The sequence below is a fragment of the Streptomyces sp. NPDC048185 genome (genome assembly GCF_043202495.1).
Lineage (GTDB): Bacteria > Actinomycetota > Actinomycetes > Streptomycetales > Streptomycetaceae > Streptomyces.
Genome location: NZ_JBIDAN010000010.1, coordinates 34,640 through 49,450 on the forward strand (window position 1 = coordinate 34,640; position 14,811 = coordinate 49,450).

Genomic DNA, 14,811 nt, shown 5'->3' on the forward strand with positions numbered 1-14,811 from the left:
GCAACGTCATCCGGCGAGGTGGCGTTCCACGGTCTCGACCTTGGACGTGAGGCCGTCCGTCACTCCGGGGCGGACGTCCGCCTTGAGGACCAGCGACACCCGGGGCGCCCGCGCCTCCACGGCGGCGACGGCGCGTCGGACGACGTCCATGACCTCGTCCCACTCGCCCTCGACGGACGTGAACATCGCGTCGGTGCGGTTCGGCAGCCCGGACTCGCGGACCACCCGGACCGCGTCGGCCACGTACTCCCCGACGTCCTCGCCGACGCCCAGCGGCGTGACGGAAAAGGCGACGATCATGCGTTGACGATCCCTTCCTGGCGGGCGCGCGAGGCGATGACCGCGTTCTCGGCCTCGCGCTTGAGCCTGCGCTCGGCGAAGAAGCCGCCGGTCGGCAGGACCGACAGCACGAAGTACAGGGCGGCCGTGCCGAAGGGCCACTTGGCGCGGTTCCAGGCGTCCGCCCAGAAGAGGACGTACAGCACGAACAGGATGCCGTGGATCGCGCCCATCACCGGCACCGCGTTGAAGTCCGTGGTCCGCTTCAGGACCGAGCAGACGAGCAGCAGCAGGAACGAGATCGCCTCGGGGCCCGAGACCAGGCGGAGGCGGCGGAGGGCGGTGGCGGTCTTGAGGTCCACGGGTCACCTTCGGTGGGAGAGGGGTCGGGGGAGGGATCGATCGCGAGCCGACGCTTTGTGAACACACTCACAAGCGCCCGTCCATTGTGGCAAACCGATGGCACGTCCGGGTGAGGGGGTCGGCGTCTGCCCACGGGGCCTGTCGGCGGACCCGTCTGACGGCTACGTTCTCATTTGTGGCGATGTTCCGACTCCAGGGCAGCAAGGTGCTCGCCGTCGACATGACCGGGGACGCCGTGAAGGCGAAGAACGGCTCGATGGTCGCGTACGACGGGGAGATGGCCTTCAAGAAGCTGAGTGGTGGCGGTGAGGGCATCCGGGGCATGGTGACCCGGCGGCTCACCGGCGAGCAGATGACCGTGATGGAGGTGAAGGGGCAGGGGACCTGCTGGTTCGCGGACCGGGCCTCGGAGATCACCCTGGTGGGGCTCCGTGGCGACACGCTGTACGTCGAGTCGAGCAACTTCCTGGCGGCCGACGCCGGGCTGCGCACGGGCACCAGCTTCACGGGCACCCGCGGCGCCGCGCAGGGCAACGGGCTGTTCACCACGACGGTCGAGGGGCACGGACAGGCGGCGATCATGTCCGACGGCCCGGCGGTGGTGCTGCGGGTGAGCGCGCGGTACCCGCTGACCGTCGACCCGGGGGCGTACGTCGCGCACCAGGGGAACCTGCGGCAGACCTTCCAGTCCGGTGTGACCTTCCGCACGCTGCTGGGCGAGGGCGGCGGGGAGGCCTTCCAGATCCGCTTCGAGGGGGACGGACTGGTGTACGTACAGCCGAGCGAGCGGAACACGATCGCGGGGGACGTGTGACATGGCCTTCGAGGAGATCAACTCCAAGATGGTCCGGGCGACCGTCGCACCCGGGCAGCGGCTGTTCAGTCAGCGCGGCGCGATGCTCGCGTACCAGGGGGACGTGTCCTTCACGCCCAACCTGACCGGCGGCCGGGGCGGGGTCATGTCGATGATCGGCCGCCGGGTGGCGAACGAGGACACCCCGCTGATGACCGTCGAGGGCAGCGGCACGGTGTTCTTCGGGCACGGCGGCCACCACGTCCAGGTGATCAGCCTTTCGGGCGACACCCTGTACGTGGAGGCGGACCGCCTCCTCGCCTTCGAGGGCACCCTGGAGCAGGGGACGATGTTCCTCGGCTCGCAGGGCGGGGTCATGGGCATGGTGCGCGGACAGGTCAGCGGGCAGGGACTGTTCACGACCACCCTGAGAGGACACGGCGCGGTGGCGGTGATGGCCCACGGCGGCGTCTTCGAGGTGCCCGTCACCCCGCACCGGGCGGTGCACGTCGACCCGCAGGCCTACGTCGCCCACCACGGCGACGTCCGCAACCGGCTGTCCACGGCACTGGGCTGGCGGGACATGGTGGGGCGGGGCTCCGGCGAGGCGTTCCAGCTGGAGCTGAGCGGCAGCGGCACGGTGTACGTCCAGGCGTCGGAGGAGAAGCTGTGAGCACCGTCCACCACGACCCGGCGACGCTGCCGGCCGACGACAACGTCAACGCGTACACCTTCTGTGTGGAGCTCACCGGGAGCCGGTGGTTCCTGCAGAAGGGGAAGATGATCGCCTACTACGGGACGATCGACTTCAACGGGGTCGGGCACGGCCGGCTGGACCGTCTGATGCGCACGTCCTTCCATTCACCTCTGCACGCGAGCGACTGGGTGGTGGCCGAGGGGTCGGGCAAGATGCTCCTCGCCGACCGGGCCTTCGACGTGAATTCGTACGACCTCGAAGACGGCAACCTGACCATTCGCTCGGGCAACTTGCTCGCTTTTCAGCCAAGTCTCGCCCTCAAGCAGTCGATCGTGCCGGGTTTTCTGACGCTGATCGGAACCGGAAGGTTCGTGGCGGCGTCGAACGGTCCGGTGGTGTTCATGGAACCGCCGATCCGGGTGGACCCGCAGGCCCTGGTCGGCTGGGCGGACTGTCCGTCCCCCTGTCATCACTACGACCACGGGTACATGACCGGCCTGCTGGGCGGTCTACGTGCGATGACGGGCCTGGGCGGCGCCTCCGGGGAGGAGCACCAGTTCGAGTTCGTGGGGGCGGGGACGGTGCTGCTCCAGTCGAGCGAGGCGCTGATGGCGGAGCAGCCGACGGGGGTCGCTCCCCAGCAGGCGGGCGTGCCCGGCGGCGGGGGTCAGGGCGCGCCGGGAGGCCGGTCAGGGGTACCGGGGCTTCCCGGACAGCTGGGAGACCTCCAGCGCCGCTTCGGGCTGTGAGCGGTAACCTGCGGAGTGTGACATCGAACGCGTGCGCACCCGTCTCACCGTCACACGCCACCCCTCACTAGTTCGCTTTTCAACTTCTTAGGTAGACTTCATTCATGGAGACCGAGACGGCCACCCGCTGGCTGACCGATACGGAGCAGTGTGCCTGGCGCACCCACCTGGAGGTCAACAGGCTGTTGACGCACCAGCTCGAGAAGGACCTGCAACCGTTCGGCCTGACAATGAACGACTACGAGATCCTGGTGAACCTCTCCGAGTCCGCGGACGACCGGATGCGGATGAGCGACCTCGCCTCCGCCACCCTGCAGTCCAAGAGCCGCCTCTCCCACCAGATCACGCGCATGGAGAACGCGAACCTGGTCCGGCGGGAGAACTGCGAGTCCGACCGCCGCGGGCTCTACGCCGTCCTCACCGAGCACGGCCTGGAGACGATGCGGAAGGTCGCACCGCACCACGTGGCGTCCGTGCGCCGGCACTTCATCGACCTGCTCGACCCCGAGGCGCTGACGGAGCTCGACAAGGCGCTCCGGCCCATCGCGGAGCACCTGCGCGGCCAGCGAGGACGCCCCTGACCGCGGACGGCCCCCTCGACAGGTCCTAGGCCACCGGCAGGCGGAGCTCGAACAGGGCGCCGCCTGCCGGTGCGTCGCCGACCGTGAGCGTGCCGCCGTGCCGCTCCGCGACGTCACGGGCGATGGCGAGACCGAGACCGGCCCCGCCGTCGTCGCGGCTGCGGGCGGCGTCGAGCCGTACGAACCGTTCGAAGATCCGTTCCCGGTCGGCCGCCGGCACACCCTCCCCGTCGTCCGCCACCGCGGCCACCGCCGTCCCGCCCTCCCGGCGCACGGACACCTCCACCGCCGAGCGGGCGTGCCGCTGGGCGTTGTCGAGCAGATTGGCCAGCACCCGCTCCAGCTGTCCCCGCGACCCGGCGACCGCCACGGCGCCCTCGGCCCGCACGCCCACCCCGGCCCTGCCCTCCGCCTGCGCACGCGCCAGCGCGGCGAGGTCGACGCGCGCGTCGGCGGGCCGCTCCCCCGCGTCCAGCCTGGCCAGCAGCAACAGGTCGGTGGCGAGCCGCTGCAGCCGTACGGTGTCCTGGACGGCGCCGTCCAGGTCGAGCAGCTCCGGATGAGCGGCGGCCACCTCCAGCTGGGTCCGCAGCGAGGCGATCGGACTGCGCAGCTCGTGCGAGGCGTCGGCGACGAACCGCCGCTGCCGCTCCACCGAGCTCTCCAGCGCGGCCAGCGTCTCGTTGGTCGTGGAGGCGAGCCGGGCGACCTCGTCGTGGGTGCCCGGCACGGGAACCCGCCGGGCGAGGTCCTCGCTCGCGGTGATCGCGGCCATCTCCCGGCGGATGCCCTCCACCGGGCGCAGCGCGCGCCGGGTGACCAGCCAGGTCACCCACGCCACGACCGCGAGCAGCACCGGGAAACCGATCAGCATGACCGTCAGCGCGGTGTCGACGGCCCCGTGCTCGGCGGAGAGCGGGGCGCCGGCGTAGACGGTGAGCCGGCCCTTGTCCCGGGTCTCCACGGGCACGGCGGCGAACCGGTAGTCCTCCGTGTCGCCGTCGATCGTCGCCGACCCGTCGCTGACGGTGGTCCGTTCCCCGATCTCCCCGGGCTCCAGGGACTCGCCCGGGTCGTCGTCATCGTCGTCCCGGTCGTCGTCGCCACGCTCCCCCGTGGCGGCCGGCAGCGGCTTCACCCCGGCGACACCGGTGCCGCTGATCCGTTCCAGGTCCTCGCTGACGGCGACCAGCCCGCCGTCCCCGTCGACGACCTGCACCGGCCGGTCGTCCACGTCCAGCGACAGCTCGCCGTACGGCGTCCCGACGGCGAGCTCGGCGGCCACCTCCCGCGCGGAGCGCTCCGCCTGGGTGCCCGCCTCGCCGAGCAGGTTGGAGCGCAGGGACAGCAGGACGGCGGCGCCCGCCGCCACGAGGGCGACGGCCACCACGAGGGTGGCGGCGAGCGTCGCGCGGGCCCGGACGGACCCGAGGAGCCGGCTCATCGCCCGGTCTCCAGCCGGTATCCGGCGCCGCGCACGGTCCGGATGAGCCCGGCGCGCAGTTTGCGCCGCAGCGCGCTGACGTACACCTCGACGATGTTGGGGTCGCCGTCGTAGGCGAAGTCCCAGACGTGCTCGAGGATCTGCGCCTTGGACACGACCTGCCCGGCCCGTACCACGAGCTCCTCCAGGACGGCGAACTCCTTCGCGGTGAGGGCGACTTCGCTCTCACCGAGGAACACCCGGCGGGCGGCGGTGTCGACCTTCAGGTCCCCGTGGACGTGGACCGGCGAGGCCCCGGCGCCCTGGGCCCGCCGCCGCAGCAGCGCCTTCACCCGGGCGACGAGGACGACGTACGAGAAGGGCTTGGTGAGGTAGTCGTCGGCACCCGTGTCCAGGCCCTCCGCCTCGTCGTACTCGCCGTCCTTGGCGGTGAGCATGAGGATCGGCACGTCGTGCCCGGCGGCGCGCAGGGCGGCGCAGACCCGGTAGCCGTTGAGGCCGGGCAGCATGATGTCGAGGATCACCAGGTCGTACGCGCCCTCGCCGGCCCGGCGCAGCCCCTCCCGCCCGTCGTGGACGACGTCCACGGCGTAGCCCTCGGCCGTCAGGCCCTTGGCGAGCGAGACGGCGAGGCGCTTCTCGTCCTCCACGATCAGCATGCGGGAGGGGCGGCGCGAAGCGCCTCCGGCGGGGTGGTGGGTGACGGGTGGGCGCATGGCGCAAGGGTCCCAGAACGAACCTGAAGGTTCCTTCAGGCGGCTTCAGGCTGCCCTCAGCGTCGGCCGGTGACAGTGGGGACGTCGGAACGAAGCGACAGGGAACGACTCGGGAGGAACCGCATGAAGCGCAACATCGTGATCGCCGCCGTCACCGCCGGAGCACTGGCCGCGGGCGGCACGGCGACGGCCCTGGCGACGGGGGACGACGACGCGGCGCACCGGGGCGACGACGCCCGGGTGACCTCGGTGAAGGTCTCGGCCGGCGACGCGATCGCCTCCGCGCTGCGGAAGGCGCCGGGCACCGCCGTCTCCGCCGAACTGGACGACGCGGACGGCGACGACGACGGTGAGCGCGCGGCCTGGGAGGTCGACGTCCTCTCCGGCGACGGCACCTGGCACAGCGTCCGCGTCGACCCGTCCACCGGCAAGGTCCTCGGCTCGCGGACGGAGTCCGACGGCGACTCCGACGGCACCGACGAGGCGCGGACCGCGCTGAAGGGCACGTCCGTGGACGCCGCCGGGGCCGCGAGGGCCGCGGCCGGCCACGGCACCGTGACGTCCGTGGAGCTGGACGACGACGGCGACGACGGCGGCAGGGCCGTCTGGGAGGCCGAGACCCGCGCCCCGGGCAAGGCCGAGCGGGACTGGCTGGTCGACGCGAAGACCGGCAAGGTCACGGCCGAGCGTCCGGACCACTCGGACTCGGACGACTCGGACTCGGACGACTCGGGCTCGGGCGACTCCGGCCCGGACGACGACTGAGCGTCCCCGCCCGCTCGCCCGGCCGGCCGCGGTGGCCCGGCGGCACCAGCGCCACCGCCACGGCGACCGCGCCGGACACCGCGAAGCACACCGGCAGCGGCAGCCGCTCCACCAGCAGGCCCACCCCCGCCGCACCGGCGGACATCCCGGCGTTCACGGCGGTGTTGACCCAGGCGCCCGCCCGGTTCCGGAAGCCGGGCGGCACGCTCTCGTCGGCGATCAGGTACGCCGTCGTCAGCGCGGGCGCCACGAACAGCCCCGCGCAGGCGACGGCCACGACCAGGGTGCCGACACCGGGGGCGAGACCGGCGGCGGCCAGGCAGAGGCCGAGACCGGCCGCGAGGAACGGGAGCCGGACGCGGGCGGACGAGCCCCAGGTGACGGCGCCGTTGAGCAGGCCGCCGACCGCGCTGCCCACCGACAGGGCCGCGAGCACCCAGGCGACGGTGTCGCCCCCGAGGCCGCGCTGCCCGGCGAAGGCGACGACCAGCAGGTCCACGGCGCTCACCGCGACCCCGACGCCCGCGGTGACCACGACGGGCTGCAGCAGGGCGCGGCCGTGCCCCGCTCCCGGACGGCCGGCGTCCGCCCCGGGGCCGTCCGCCGTCCGCAGCGCGCCCGCCGCGGGTGACGTGGCGAAGGCGAGGGTGCCCGCCGCCACCAGCACCGCGCTGAGCAGCACACCGGCGGCCGGCGGGGCGACGCCGACCACCACGCCGACCAGGAGCGGGCCCGAGACGAACAGCAGTTCCTCGGCGACGCCGTCCAGGCCGTAGGCGCGCTGGAGCATCCGCCGGTCGGGCAGGAGTGCGGCCCAGACCGCGCGCATCGTGGGGCCGAGCGGGGGCGTGCAGGCTCCCGCGAGGGCGGCGGTCACCGCGAGGACGGCCGCGGGCGTGCCCGGGTGCGCGCAGGCCGCGGCCAGCGCGCACAGCAGGGCGGCGTACAGCGCGGCCATGGGGAGCAGCGCCCGGCGTGGGCCGTGCCGGTCGACCAGGCCCGCGCGGTAGGGGGACAGGAAGACGCCGGTCGCGCCGAACAGCGCCATGACCGTGCCGGCCACGGCGTAGGACCCGGTGGCCCGGGTCACGGAGAGCATCAGGGCGAGGCCGACCGTGCCGTACGAGAGCCGGCCGACGAGGGCGGCGGCGAACGTGCGGCGGGCATGGGGGACGCGGAGGACGGCGGCGTACGAGGGCCGCGGAAGGGGCGTGGACACGCGAAGGTTCCTCAGGAGGGAGGCGACGAGGGGACACCGAAGCGCGCGACGGCCGGATGCGGCGGTCGCGTGCGGGGCGGGTCCTAGGCCAAGAGGAGGAACACGCGCGTCAAGCTAGCAACGGGGTGCGCGGACCGGCCAGCCCTTTTCCGGTCCGCGTCGGCCGCCGGTCAGCCCTGCGTCAGCCCCGTCACCAGTTCGTCCGCGGCGCGGTACGGGTCCAGTTCGCCCGACACGATGCGTTCGGCCAGCGCGCCGAGGCGCCGGTCGCCGTGGAGGTCGCCGATGCGTTCGCGCAGGGTGGTGACGGCGATGGTCTCGACCTCGCGGGCGGCGCGGGCCCGGCGGCGCTCGGCCAGCACGTCCCGCTCCTCCATCCAGGCGCGGTGCTTCTCCAGGGCTTCCACGACCTCGTCGACGCCTTCGCCGCGCGCGGCGACCGTCTTGACGATGGGCGGGCGCCAGTCCCCGGCGGCGCGGGCCTCGCCGAGGCCCAGCATGTGGTTCAGTTCGCGGGCGGTGGCGTCCGCGCCGTCGCGGTCGGCCTTGTTGACGACGTAGACGTCGCCGATCTCCAGGATTCCGGCCTTGGCCGCCTGGATGCCGTCGCCCATGCCGGGGGCGAGGAGGACGACGGAGGTGTCGGCCTGCGAGGCGATCTCCACCTCGGACTGGCCGACGCCGACGGTCTCGACGAGGATCACGTCGCAGCCCGCCGCGTCCAGCACGCGGATGGCCTGCGGCGCGGCCCAGGCGAGGCCGCCGAGGTGGCCGCGGGTGGCCATGGAGCGGATGTAGACGCCGGGGTCGGAGGCGTGCTCCGACATGCGCACCCGGTCGCCGAGCAGGGCGCCGCCGGAGAACGGCGAGGACGGGTCGACGGCCAGGACGCCGACCCGCTTGCCCTGCTTGCGGTACGCCGTGACCAGCGCCGACGTGGACGTGGACTTGCCGACGCCCGGCGAGCCCGTCAGGCCCACCACGTACGCGCCCCCGGTGAGCGGCGCGAGGGCCGCCATGACCTCCCTGAGCTGCGGGGACGCCCCCTCCACCAGGGAGATCAGCCGGGCCACGGCCCGCGGCCGGCCTTCCCTGGCCTGGGCGACCAGCGAGGAGACGTCCTGCATCACAGCTCCGTTCCGAGTAGCGCGTACGTGAGGAGAAGGGGGGTCAGGCCTTGGGGACCCGGACGATCAGCGCGTCGCCCTGGCCGCCGCCGCCGCACAGCGCCGCCGCGCCGACGCCGCCGCCGCGCCGCTTGAGCTCCAGCGCCAGGTGCAGGACCAGCCGGGCGCCGGACATGCCGATGGGGTGCCCCAGGGCGATGGCGCCGCCGTTGACGTTCACCTTTTCGGTGGACACGCCGAGGTCCTTCATGGACTGTACGGCGACGGCCGCGAACGCCTCGTTGATCTCGATCAGGTCGAGGTCGCCGACCTCCAGGCCCTCCTTCTTCAGGGCGTGCTGGATGGCGTTGGACGGCTGCGACTGCAAAGAGTTGTCGGGGCCGGCCACATTGCCGTGGGCGCCGATCTCGGCGATCCACTCCAGGCCGAGCTCCTGGGCCTTGGCCTTGCTCATGACGACCACGGCCGCCGCGCCGTCGGAGATCTGGGAGGCGGAGCCGGCGGTGATCGTGCCGTCCTTCGAGAAGGCCGGGCGGAGCTTGCCGAGGGACTCGGCGGTGGTGTCGCCGCGGATGCCCTCGTCCTTGCTGAACAGCACCGGGTCGCCCTTGCGCTGCGGGATCTCGACCGGGGTGATCTCGGCCTCGAAGATGCCGTTCTTCTGGGCGGCGGCGGCGCGCTGGTGGGACAGGGCGGCGATCTCGTCCTGCTCCGGACGGGCGATGCCGAGGCGCGTGTTGTGCTTCTCCGTCGACTCGCCCATGGCGATGTTCTCGAAGGAGTCGGTCAGCCCGTCGTGGGCCATGGAGTCGAGCATCTGGACCGCGCCGTACTTGTAGCCCTCGCGGGACTTCGGCAGCAGGTGCGGGGCGTTCGTCATGGACTCCTGGCCGCCGGCCACGATCACGTCGAATTCACCCGCGCGAATGAGCTGGTCGGCGAGCGCGATGGCGTCGAGGCCGGAGAGGCACACCTTGTTGACGGTGAGCGCCGGGACGTTCATCGGGATGCCGGCCTTGACGGCGGCCTGGCGGGCCGGGATCTGGCCGGCGCCGGCCTGGAGGACCTGGCCCATGATCACGTACTGGACCTGGTCGCCGCCGATACCCGCACGGTCGAGTGCGGCCTTGATCGCGAAGCCGCCGAGGTCGGCCCCGGAGAAGGACTTCAGCGAGCCGAGCAGCCGCCCCATCGGGGTGCGGGCACCCGCGACGATGACGGAGGTCGTGCCGTTCGTTGCAGAAGACATGAGCTGCGATCCCCTTTTCCGGCCCGCACAGGCCGAGGAGTGAACGAGGGTTTACTCGAATGTACTGAGCGGTATCCCGCCCGTCACCGTGCTGTCGGTGTGATCGCCCGCACGTTGCGCAACCGCCTCCGGAGCGCTGCACTGATTCCATGCTGACGCGAATCGACCACATCGGAATCGCCTGCCACGACCTCGACGCGACCGTCGAGTTCTACCGTGCCACCTACGGCTTCGAGGTGTTCCACACCGAGGTCAACGAGGAACAGGGCGTGCGCGAGGCCATGCTCAAGATCAACGATACGTCGGACGGCGGTGCCTCGTACCTCCAGCTGCTCGAGCCCACCCGCGAGGACTCCGCGGTCGGCAAGTGGCTCGCCAAGAACGGCGAGGGCGTCCACCACATCGCCTTCGGCACGGCGGACGTCGACGCGGACGCCGCGGACATCCGGGGCAAGGGCGTGCGCGTGCTGTACGACGAGCCCCGCCGCGGTTCCATGGGGTCGCGGATCACCTTCCTGCACCCCAAGGACTGCCATGGCGTCCTGACAGAACTGGTCACTTCGGCGGCCGTTGAGTCACCTGAGCACTGACCCTCGTAGATAAGGGCCGGTAGGGTTGGGTGCGGTCGCCGCTCAGTCCAGGGTGACCCGGTCCTGTCGTCGTCGGCGCCGGGACCGCCGGGGTCCGTGTTTCGGGGGGCGAGCGACGGGGCAGCAGCCCATGCTCCGCCGTTGATCTGACACCATTCCCCCGGGGGCCCCGTTCGGTGGACGGACGGAGCCCGTTCTAAGGGATTTGCGACCAGGGGACGGATGGGACCGCGCAGTGCGGGGCTACGAGAGCCAGGAGCGAGAGCCGGCGGCTGACGTCGACCACCTCTCTCGGTTCGAGGCCGAGATGAAGCGGCTGAAGACCGAGCGGGAAAAGGCGATCCAGCACGCCGAGGACCTCGGCTACCAGGTCGAGGTGCTGCGCGCCAAGCTGCACGAGGCGCGGCGCACCATCATGTCCCGGCCCGCCTTCGACGGCGGCGACATCGGGTACCAGGCCGAGCAGTTGCTGCGCAACGCGCAGGTGCAGGCCGACCAGCTGCGCGCGGACGCCGAGCGGGAGCTGAGCCAGGCCCGCGCGCAGACCCAGCGCATCCTCCAGGAGCACGCCGAGCAGGCCGCCCGGCTCCAGGCGGAGCTGCACCAGGAGGCGGTGACCCGGCGCCAGCAGCTCGACCAGGAGCTGGCCGAGCGCCGGCAGACCGTCGAGTCGCACGTCAACGAGAACGTGGCCTGGGCGGAGCAGCTCCGGGCCCGCACCGAGCAGCAGGCCCGCCGCCTGCTCGACGAGTCCCGCGCCGAGGCCGAGCAGGCCCTGTCCGCCGCCCGCGCCGAGGCCGAGCGGCTCACGTCCGAGGCCCGGCAGCGGCTGCGCACCGACGCCGAGACGGCGCGTGCCGAGGCCGAGCAGCTCCTGCGCCGCGCCCGCACGGACGCCGAACGGCTGCTGAACGCCGCCTCCACGCAGGCGCAGGAGGCCACCGACCACGCCGAGCAGCTGCGCAGCACCACCGCGAGCGAGTCGGAGTCCGCCCGCCGGCAGGCCCAGGAGCTGAGCCGGACGGCCGAGCAGCGCATGAGCGAGGCCGAGGAGGCGCTGCGCAAGGCGCAGACCGAGGCCGAGAAGCTGGTCGCCGAGGCCAAGGAGTCCGCGGCCAAGACCCTCGCGAGCGCCGAGTCGGCCAACGAGCAGCGCACGCGCACGGCCAAGGAGCAGGTCGCCCGGCTGGTCAGCGAGGCCACCAAGGACGCCGAGACCACCAAGGCCGAGGCCGAGCAGCTGGTCGCGGACGCCCGCGCCGAGGCCGAGAAGATCGTCGCCGAGGCCGCCGAGAAGGCCCGCACGGTCACGGCCGAGGAGTCGGCCACCCAGCTCTCCAAGGCCGCCAAGACCGCCGAGGACGTCCTGAACAAGGCGTCCGAGGAGGCGAAGCGGACCACGAAGGCCGCCGTCGAGGAGGCCGAGCGGATCCGCACCGAGGCCGAGGCGGAGGCCGACCGGCTGCGGGCCGAGGCGCACGACATCGCCGAGGAGCTCAAGGGCGCGGCGAAGGACGACACCAAGGAGTACCGCGCCAAGACGGTCGAGCTCCAGGAGGAGGCGCGGCGGCTGCGCGGCGAGGCCGAGCAGCTGCGCGCCGACGCGGCCGCCGAGGGCGAGAAGATCCGCGCCGGGGCCCGCAAGGAGGCCGTGGCGCAGATCGAGGAGGCGGCGAAGACCGCCGAGGAGCTGCTCGCCAAGGCCAAGGCGGACGCCGACGAGCTGCGGCAGACGGCCACCGCGGACAGCGAGAAGGTCCGCACCGAGGCGATCGAGCGGGCGACGACCCTGCGCCGGCAGGCCGAGGAGACCCTGGAGCGCACCCGCGCCGAGGCCGAGCGGCACCGCGCGGAGGCCGCCGAGCGCGCCGAGGAGCTCCAGGCGGACGCCGAGCGGGCCGCCCGTGAGCTGCGCGAGGAGACCGAGCGCGCCGTCGAGGCGCGGCAGGCGGAGGCCGCCGAGGAGCTGACGCGGCTGCACGCCGAGGCGGAGGAACGCCTCGGTGCCGCGGAGCAGGCGCTGACCGAGGCCCGTGAGGAGGGCGCGCGGATCCGCCGTGAGGCCGCCGAGGAGAGCGAGCGGCTGCGCACGGAGGCCGCGGAGCGCATCCGCGCGCTCCAGCAGCAGGCCGAGACGGAGGCCGAGCGGCTGCGCACCGAGGCCGCCGCCGACGCCTCCGCGTCCCGTGCGGAGGGCGAGGCCGTCGCCGTACGGCTGCGTACCGAGGCCGCGAGCGAGGCCGAGCGGCTGAAGTCGGAGGCGCAGGAGAGCGCCGACCGGGTGCGGGCGGAGGCGCAGGCCGCCGCCGAGCGCATCGCGGCGGAGGCGTCCGAGACGCTGGCCGCCGCCCAGGAGGAGGCCGCCCGGCGCCGCCGCGAGGCCGAGGAGTTGCTGGGCGCCGCCCGCCAGGAGGCGGACCAGGAGCGGGAGCGGGCCCGCGAGCAGAGCGAGGAACTGCTGGCCTCGGCGCGCAACCGCGTGGAGGAGGCGCAGGCCGAGGCGACCCGGCTGGTCGAGGAGGCCGACCGGCGCGCGACCGAGATGGTGTCGGCCGCCGAGCAGCACGCCCAGCAGGTGCGGGAGTCGGTCGCCGGGCTGCACGAGCAGGCCCAGGAGGAGATCACCGGGCTGCGCAGCGCCGCCGAGCACGCGGCGGAGCGCACCCGGCGCGAGGCCGAGGAGGAGGCGGACCGGGTCCGCGCCGACGCCTACGCGGAGCGGGAGCGGGCCAGCGAGGACGCCGGGCGCCTCAGGCGCGAGGCGCAGGAGGAGACCGAGGCCGCCAAGACGCTGGCCGAGCGGACCGTGTCCGAGGCCATCACGGAGGCCGACCGGATCCGCACGGACGTCTCCGAGCACGCCCAGCGGATGCGTACGGAGGCCTCCGACGCCATCGCCGAGGCCGAGCAGTCGGCGGCGCGCACCCGGGCGGACGCCCGTGAGGACGCCAACCGCATCCGGTCCGACGCGGCGACGCAGGCGGACACCCTGATCACGGAGGCGCGCTCCGAGGCCGAGCGGCTGACCACGGAGACGGCCGCCGAGACCGACCGGATCCGCACGGAGACGGTCGAGGAGGCCGAGCGGGTCCGCGCCGAGGCGGCGGCCGAGGCCGAGCGGCTGCGCTCGGAGGCGGCCGGCGAGGCGGAGCGGCTGCGCACCGAGTCGGTGACCGAGGCCGACCGGGTCCGGGCCGAGGCGAGCGCCCAGGCGGAGCGGCTGCTGTCGGAGGCCGGCGGGGAGGCGGAGCGGCTGCGGGCCGAGGCCGCCGAGGCGGTCGGTTCCGCGCAGCAGCACGCCGAGCGGATCCGCACCGAGGCGGAGCGGCTCAGGGGTGAGGCGGCGGCGGAGGCCGAACGGGTCACGACGGCCGCCCGCGAGGAGGCCGAGCGCACCCTGGACGAGGCCCGCAAGGACGCCAACAAGCGGCGTTCGGAGGCGGCCGAGCAGGTCGACACGCTCATCACCGAGACCACGGCCGAGGCCGACAAGCTGCTCACCGAGGCCCAGCAGCAGGCGCAGAAGACCACCGCGGACGCCGAGTCGCAGGCCGACACGATGGTCGGCGCGGCCCGCACGGAGGCCGACCGGATCGTCGCCGAGGCGACGGTCGAGGGCAACACCCGGGTGGAGAAGGCCCGTACGGACGCGGACGAGCTGCTCGTCGGCGCCCGGCGGGACGCGACGGCCATAAGGGAGCGGGCGGAGGAGCTGCGCGAGCGCCTCACCTCGGAGATCGAGGAGCTGCACGAGCGGGCCCGCCGCGAGGCCGCCGAGACGATGAAGTCGGCCGGCGACCGCTGCGACGCGCTCATCAAGGCCGCCGAGGAGCAGCTCGCCAAGGCGGAGGCGAAGGCCAAGGAGCTGGTGTCGGAGGCCAACTCCGAGGCGGGCAAGGTGCGCATCGCCGCCGTCAAGAAGGCCGAGGGGCTGCTGAAGGAGGCCGAGCAGAAGAAGGCCTCGCTGGTCCGGGAGGCCGAGGAGCTCAAGGCCGAGGCGGTCCGGGAGGCCCGGCGCACGGTCGAGGAGGGCAAGCGCGAGCTGGAGACCCTGGTGCGGCGCCGCGAGGACATCAACGCCGAGATCTCCCGGGTGCAGGACGTGCTGGAGGCGCTGGAGTCCTTCGAGGCCCCGGCGGGCGGCAAGGACAACGGCGTGAAGGCCGGTGCGACGGTCGGCGCCCCCCGTTCGGGTGGCAAGTCGTCAGACGGCTAGCGTGCGGGGCGGTTTCCGTGTCT

Annotated in this window: 14 protein-coding genes; 7 read left to right on the forward strand and 7 right to left on the reverse strand. The window is 73.5% G+C overall.

Going from position 1 to position 14,811, the window contains the following annotated elements; genetic code table 11:
• Window positions 1-6: 6 nt before the first annotated feature.
• Both ACGF3H_RS26430 and ACGF3H_RS26435 read right to left on the reverse strand, forming a co-directional pair.
• Window positions 7-300: an MTH1187 family thiamine-binding protein gene (locus ACGF3H_RS26430; protein WP_362496889.1), complete on the reverse strand. Its 294-nt coding sequence runs from the start codon at window positions 298-300 to the stop codon at window positions 7-9.
• Window positions 297-641 carry a DUF3817 domain-containing protein gene (locus tag ACGF3H_RS26435; RefSeq protein WP_362496892.1) on the reverse strand — a complete coding sequence of 115 codons (345 nt, stop codon included), beginning with the start codon at window positions 639-641 and terminating at the stop codon, window positions 297-299. The genes ACGF3H_RS26430 and ACGF3H_RS26435 overlap by 4 nt, the downstream gene beginning before the upstream one ends.
• 182 nt (window positions 642-823) lie before the next feature.
• Here ACGF3H_RS26435 and ACGF3H_RS26440 point away from each other — a divergent pair, with 182 nt between their 5' ends.
• The 4 genes from ACGF3H_RS26440 (at window position 824) to ACGF3H_RS26455 (ending at window position 3,462) form a co-directional block, all read left to right on the forward strand.
• On the forward strand, window positions 824-1,456 hold the full coding sequence (locus ACGF3H_RS26440) for an AIM24 family protein (protein ID WP_362497055.1): 633 nt from the start codon (window positions 824-826) through the stop codon (window positions 1,454-1,456).
• 1 nt (window position 1,457) lies between these two features.
• A complete protein-coding gene (locus ACGF3H_RS26445) occupies window positions 1,458-2,108 on the forward strand; it encodes an AIM24 family protein (RefSeq protein WP_362496895.1) in 651 nt (216 codons plus the stop codon).
• Window positions 2,105-2,881, forward strand: a complete 777-nt coding sequence (locus ACGF3H_RS26450; RefSeq protein WP_362496898.1) for an AIM24 family protein — start codon at window positions 2,105-2,107, stop codon at window positions 2,879-2,881. Before ACGF3H_RS26445 ends, ACGF3H_RS26450 begins: the two co-directional genes overlap by 4 nt.
• A gap of 104 nt (window positions 2,882-2,985) precedes the next feature.
• Complete coding sequence (locus ACGF3H_RS26455; RefSeq protein ID WP_362496901.1) at window positions 2,986-3,462, forward strand: MarR family transcriptional regulator; 477 nt, start codon at window positions 2,986-2,988, stop codon at window positions 3,460-3,462.
• A gap of 25 nt (window positions 3,463-3,487) precedes the next feature.
• Here the strand turns inward: ACGF3H_RS26455 and ACGF3H_RS26460 are convergent, their stop codons facing one another.
• Together ACGF3H_RS26460 and ACGF3H_RS26465 are read right to left on the reverse strand one after the other, a co-directional pair.
• A complete protein-coding gene (locus ACGF3H_RS26460) occupies window positions 3,488-4,906 on the reverse strand; it encodes an ATP-binding protein (protein WP_362496904.1) in 1,419 nt (472 codons plus the stop codon).
• Window positions 4,903-5,622, reverse strand: coding sequence for a response regulator transcription factor (locus ACGF3H_RS26465; protein WP_362496907.1), 720 nt, complete (start codon window positions 5,620-5,622; stop codon window positions 4,903-4,905). The genes ACGF3H_RS26460 and ACGF3H_RS26465 overlap by 4 nt, the downstream gene beginning before the upstream one ends.
• A 123-nt stretch (window positions 5,623-5,745) precedes the next feature.
• Here ACGF3H_RS26465 and ACGF3H_RS26470 point away from each other — a divergent pair, with 123 nt between their 5' ends.
• Window positions 5,746-6,387 (forward strand): PepSY domain-containing protein, encoded by a 642-nt coding sequence (locus tag ACGF3H_RS26470; protein WP_362496909.1) that lies wholly within the window; start codon window positions 5,746-5,748, stop codon window positions 6,385-6,387.
• On the opposite strand, the gene ACGF3H_RS26475 is transcribed toward ACGF3H_RS26470, so the two are convergent.
• The 3 genes from ACGF3H_RS26475 to ACGF3H_RS26485 all read right to left on the reverse strand — a co-directional run bounded on the left by ACGF3H_RS26475 (window position 6,299) and on the right by ACGF3H_RS26485 (window position 9,982).
• Window positions 6,299-7,606: an MFS transporter gene (locus ACGF3H_RS26475; RefSeq protein ID WP_362496912.1), complete on the reverse strand. Its 1,308-nt coding sequence runs from the start codon at window positions 7,604-7,606 to the stop codon at window positions 6,299-6,301. The two genes, ACGF3H_RS26470 and ACGF3H_RS26475, sit on opposite strands and share 89 nt — an antisense overlap.
• 170 nt (window positions 7,607-7,776) lie before the next feature.
• Entirely contained in the window at window positions 7,777-8,733 is a 957-nt protein-coding gene (gene meaB / locus ACGF3H_RS26480; RefSeq protein ID WP_239762851.1) for a methylmalonyl Co-A mutase-associated GTPase MeaB, read from the reverse strand.
• A 43-nt stretch (window positions 8,734-8,776) separates the two neighbouring features.
• A complete protein-coding gene (locus ACGF3H_RS26485) occupies window positions 8,777-9,982 on the reverse strand; it encodes an acetyl-CoA C-acetyltransferase (protein WP_362496915.1) in 1,206 nt (401 codons plus the stop codon).
• Window positions 9,983-10,131: 149 nt separating this feature from the next.
• Here ACGF3H_RS26485 and mce point away from each other — a divergent pair, with 149 nt between their 5' ends.
• Together mce and scy are read left to right on the forward strand one after the other, a co-directional pair.
• Entirely contained in the window at window positions 10,132-10,572 is a 441-nt protein-coding gene (mce, locus tag ACGF3H_RS26490) for a methylmalonyl-CoA epimerase (RefSeq protein ID WP_059301486.1), read from the forward strand.
• Window positions 10,573-10,807: 235 nt separating this feature from the next.
• The gene (gene scy, locus ACGF3H_RS26495) at window positions 10,808-14,788 is read left to right on the forward strand and encodes a polarized growth protein Scy (protein WP_362496919.1); all 3,981 of its coding nucleotides are present in this window, start codon (window positions 10,808-10,810) and stop codon (window positions 14,786-14,788) included.
• The last annotated feature ends 23 nt before the right edge of the window (window positions 14,789-14,811 follow it).

What these genes read in the sequence shown, in the direction of transcription:
- ACGF3H_RS26485 (WP_362496915.1), bottom strand. Translation starts at nt 9,982, where the DNA reads ATGTCTTCTGCAACGAACGGCACGACCTCCGTCATCGTCGCGGGTGCC.
- ACGF3H_RS26430 (WP_362496889.1), bottom strand. Translation starts at nt 300, where the DNA reads ATGATCGTCGCCTTTTCCGTCACGCCGCTGGGCGTCGGCGAGGACGTC.
- ACGF3H_RS26445 (WP_362496895.1), top strand. Translation starts at nt 1,458, where the DNA reads ATGGCCTTCGAGGAGATCAACTCCAAGATGGTCCGGGCGACCGTCGCA.
- mce (WP_059301486.1), top strand. Translation starts at nt 10,132, where the DNA reads ATGCTGACGCGAATCGACCACATCGGAATCGCCTGCCACGACCTCGAC.
- ACGF3H_RS26465 (WP_362496907.1), bottom strand. Translation starts at nt 5,622, where the DNA reads ATGCGCCCACCCGTCACCCACCACCCCGCCGGAGGCGCTTCGCGCCGC.
- ACGF3H_RS26455 (WP_362496901.1), top strand. Translation starts at nt 2,986, where the DNA reads ATGGAGACCGAGACGGCCACCCGCTGGCTGACCGATACGGAGCAGTGT.
- ACGF3H_RS26470 (WP_362496909.1), top strand. Translation starts at nt 5,746, where the DNA reads ATGAAGCGCAACATCGTGATCGCCGCCGTCACCGCCGGAGCACTGGCC.
- ACGF3H_RS26460 (WP_362496904.1), bottom strand. Translation starts at nt 4,906, where the DNA reads ATGAGCCGGCTCCTCGGGTCCGTCCGGGCCCGCGCGACGCTCGCCGCC.
- ACGF3H_RS26440 (WP_362497055.1), top strand. Translation starts at nt 824, where the DNA reads ATGTTCCGACTCCAGGGCAGCAAGGTGCTCGCCGTCGACATGACCGGG.
- meaB (WP_239762851.1), bottom strand. Translation starts at nt 8,733, where the DNA reads ATGCAGGACGTCTCCTCGCTGGTCGCCCAGGCCAGGGAAGGCCGGCCG.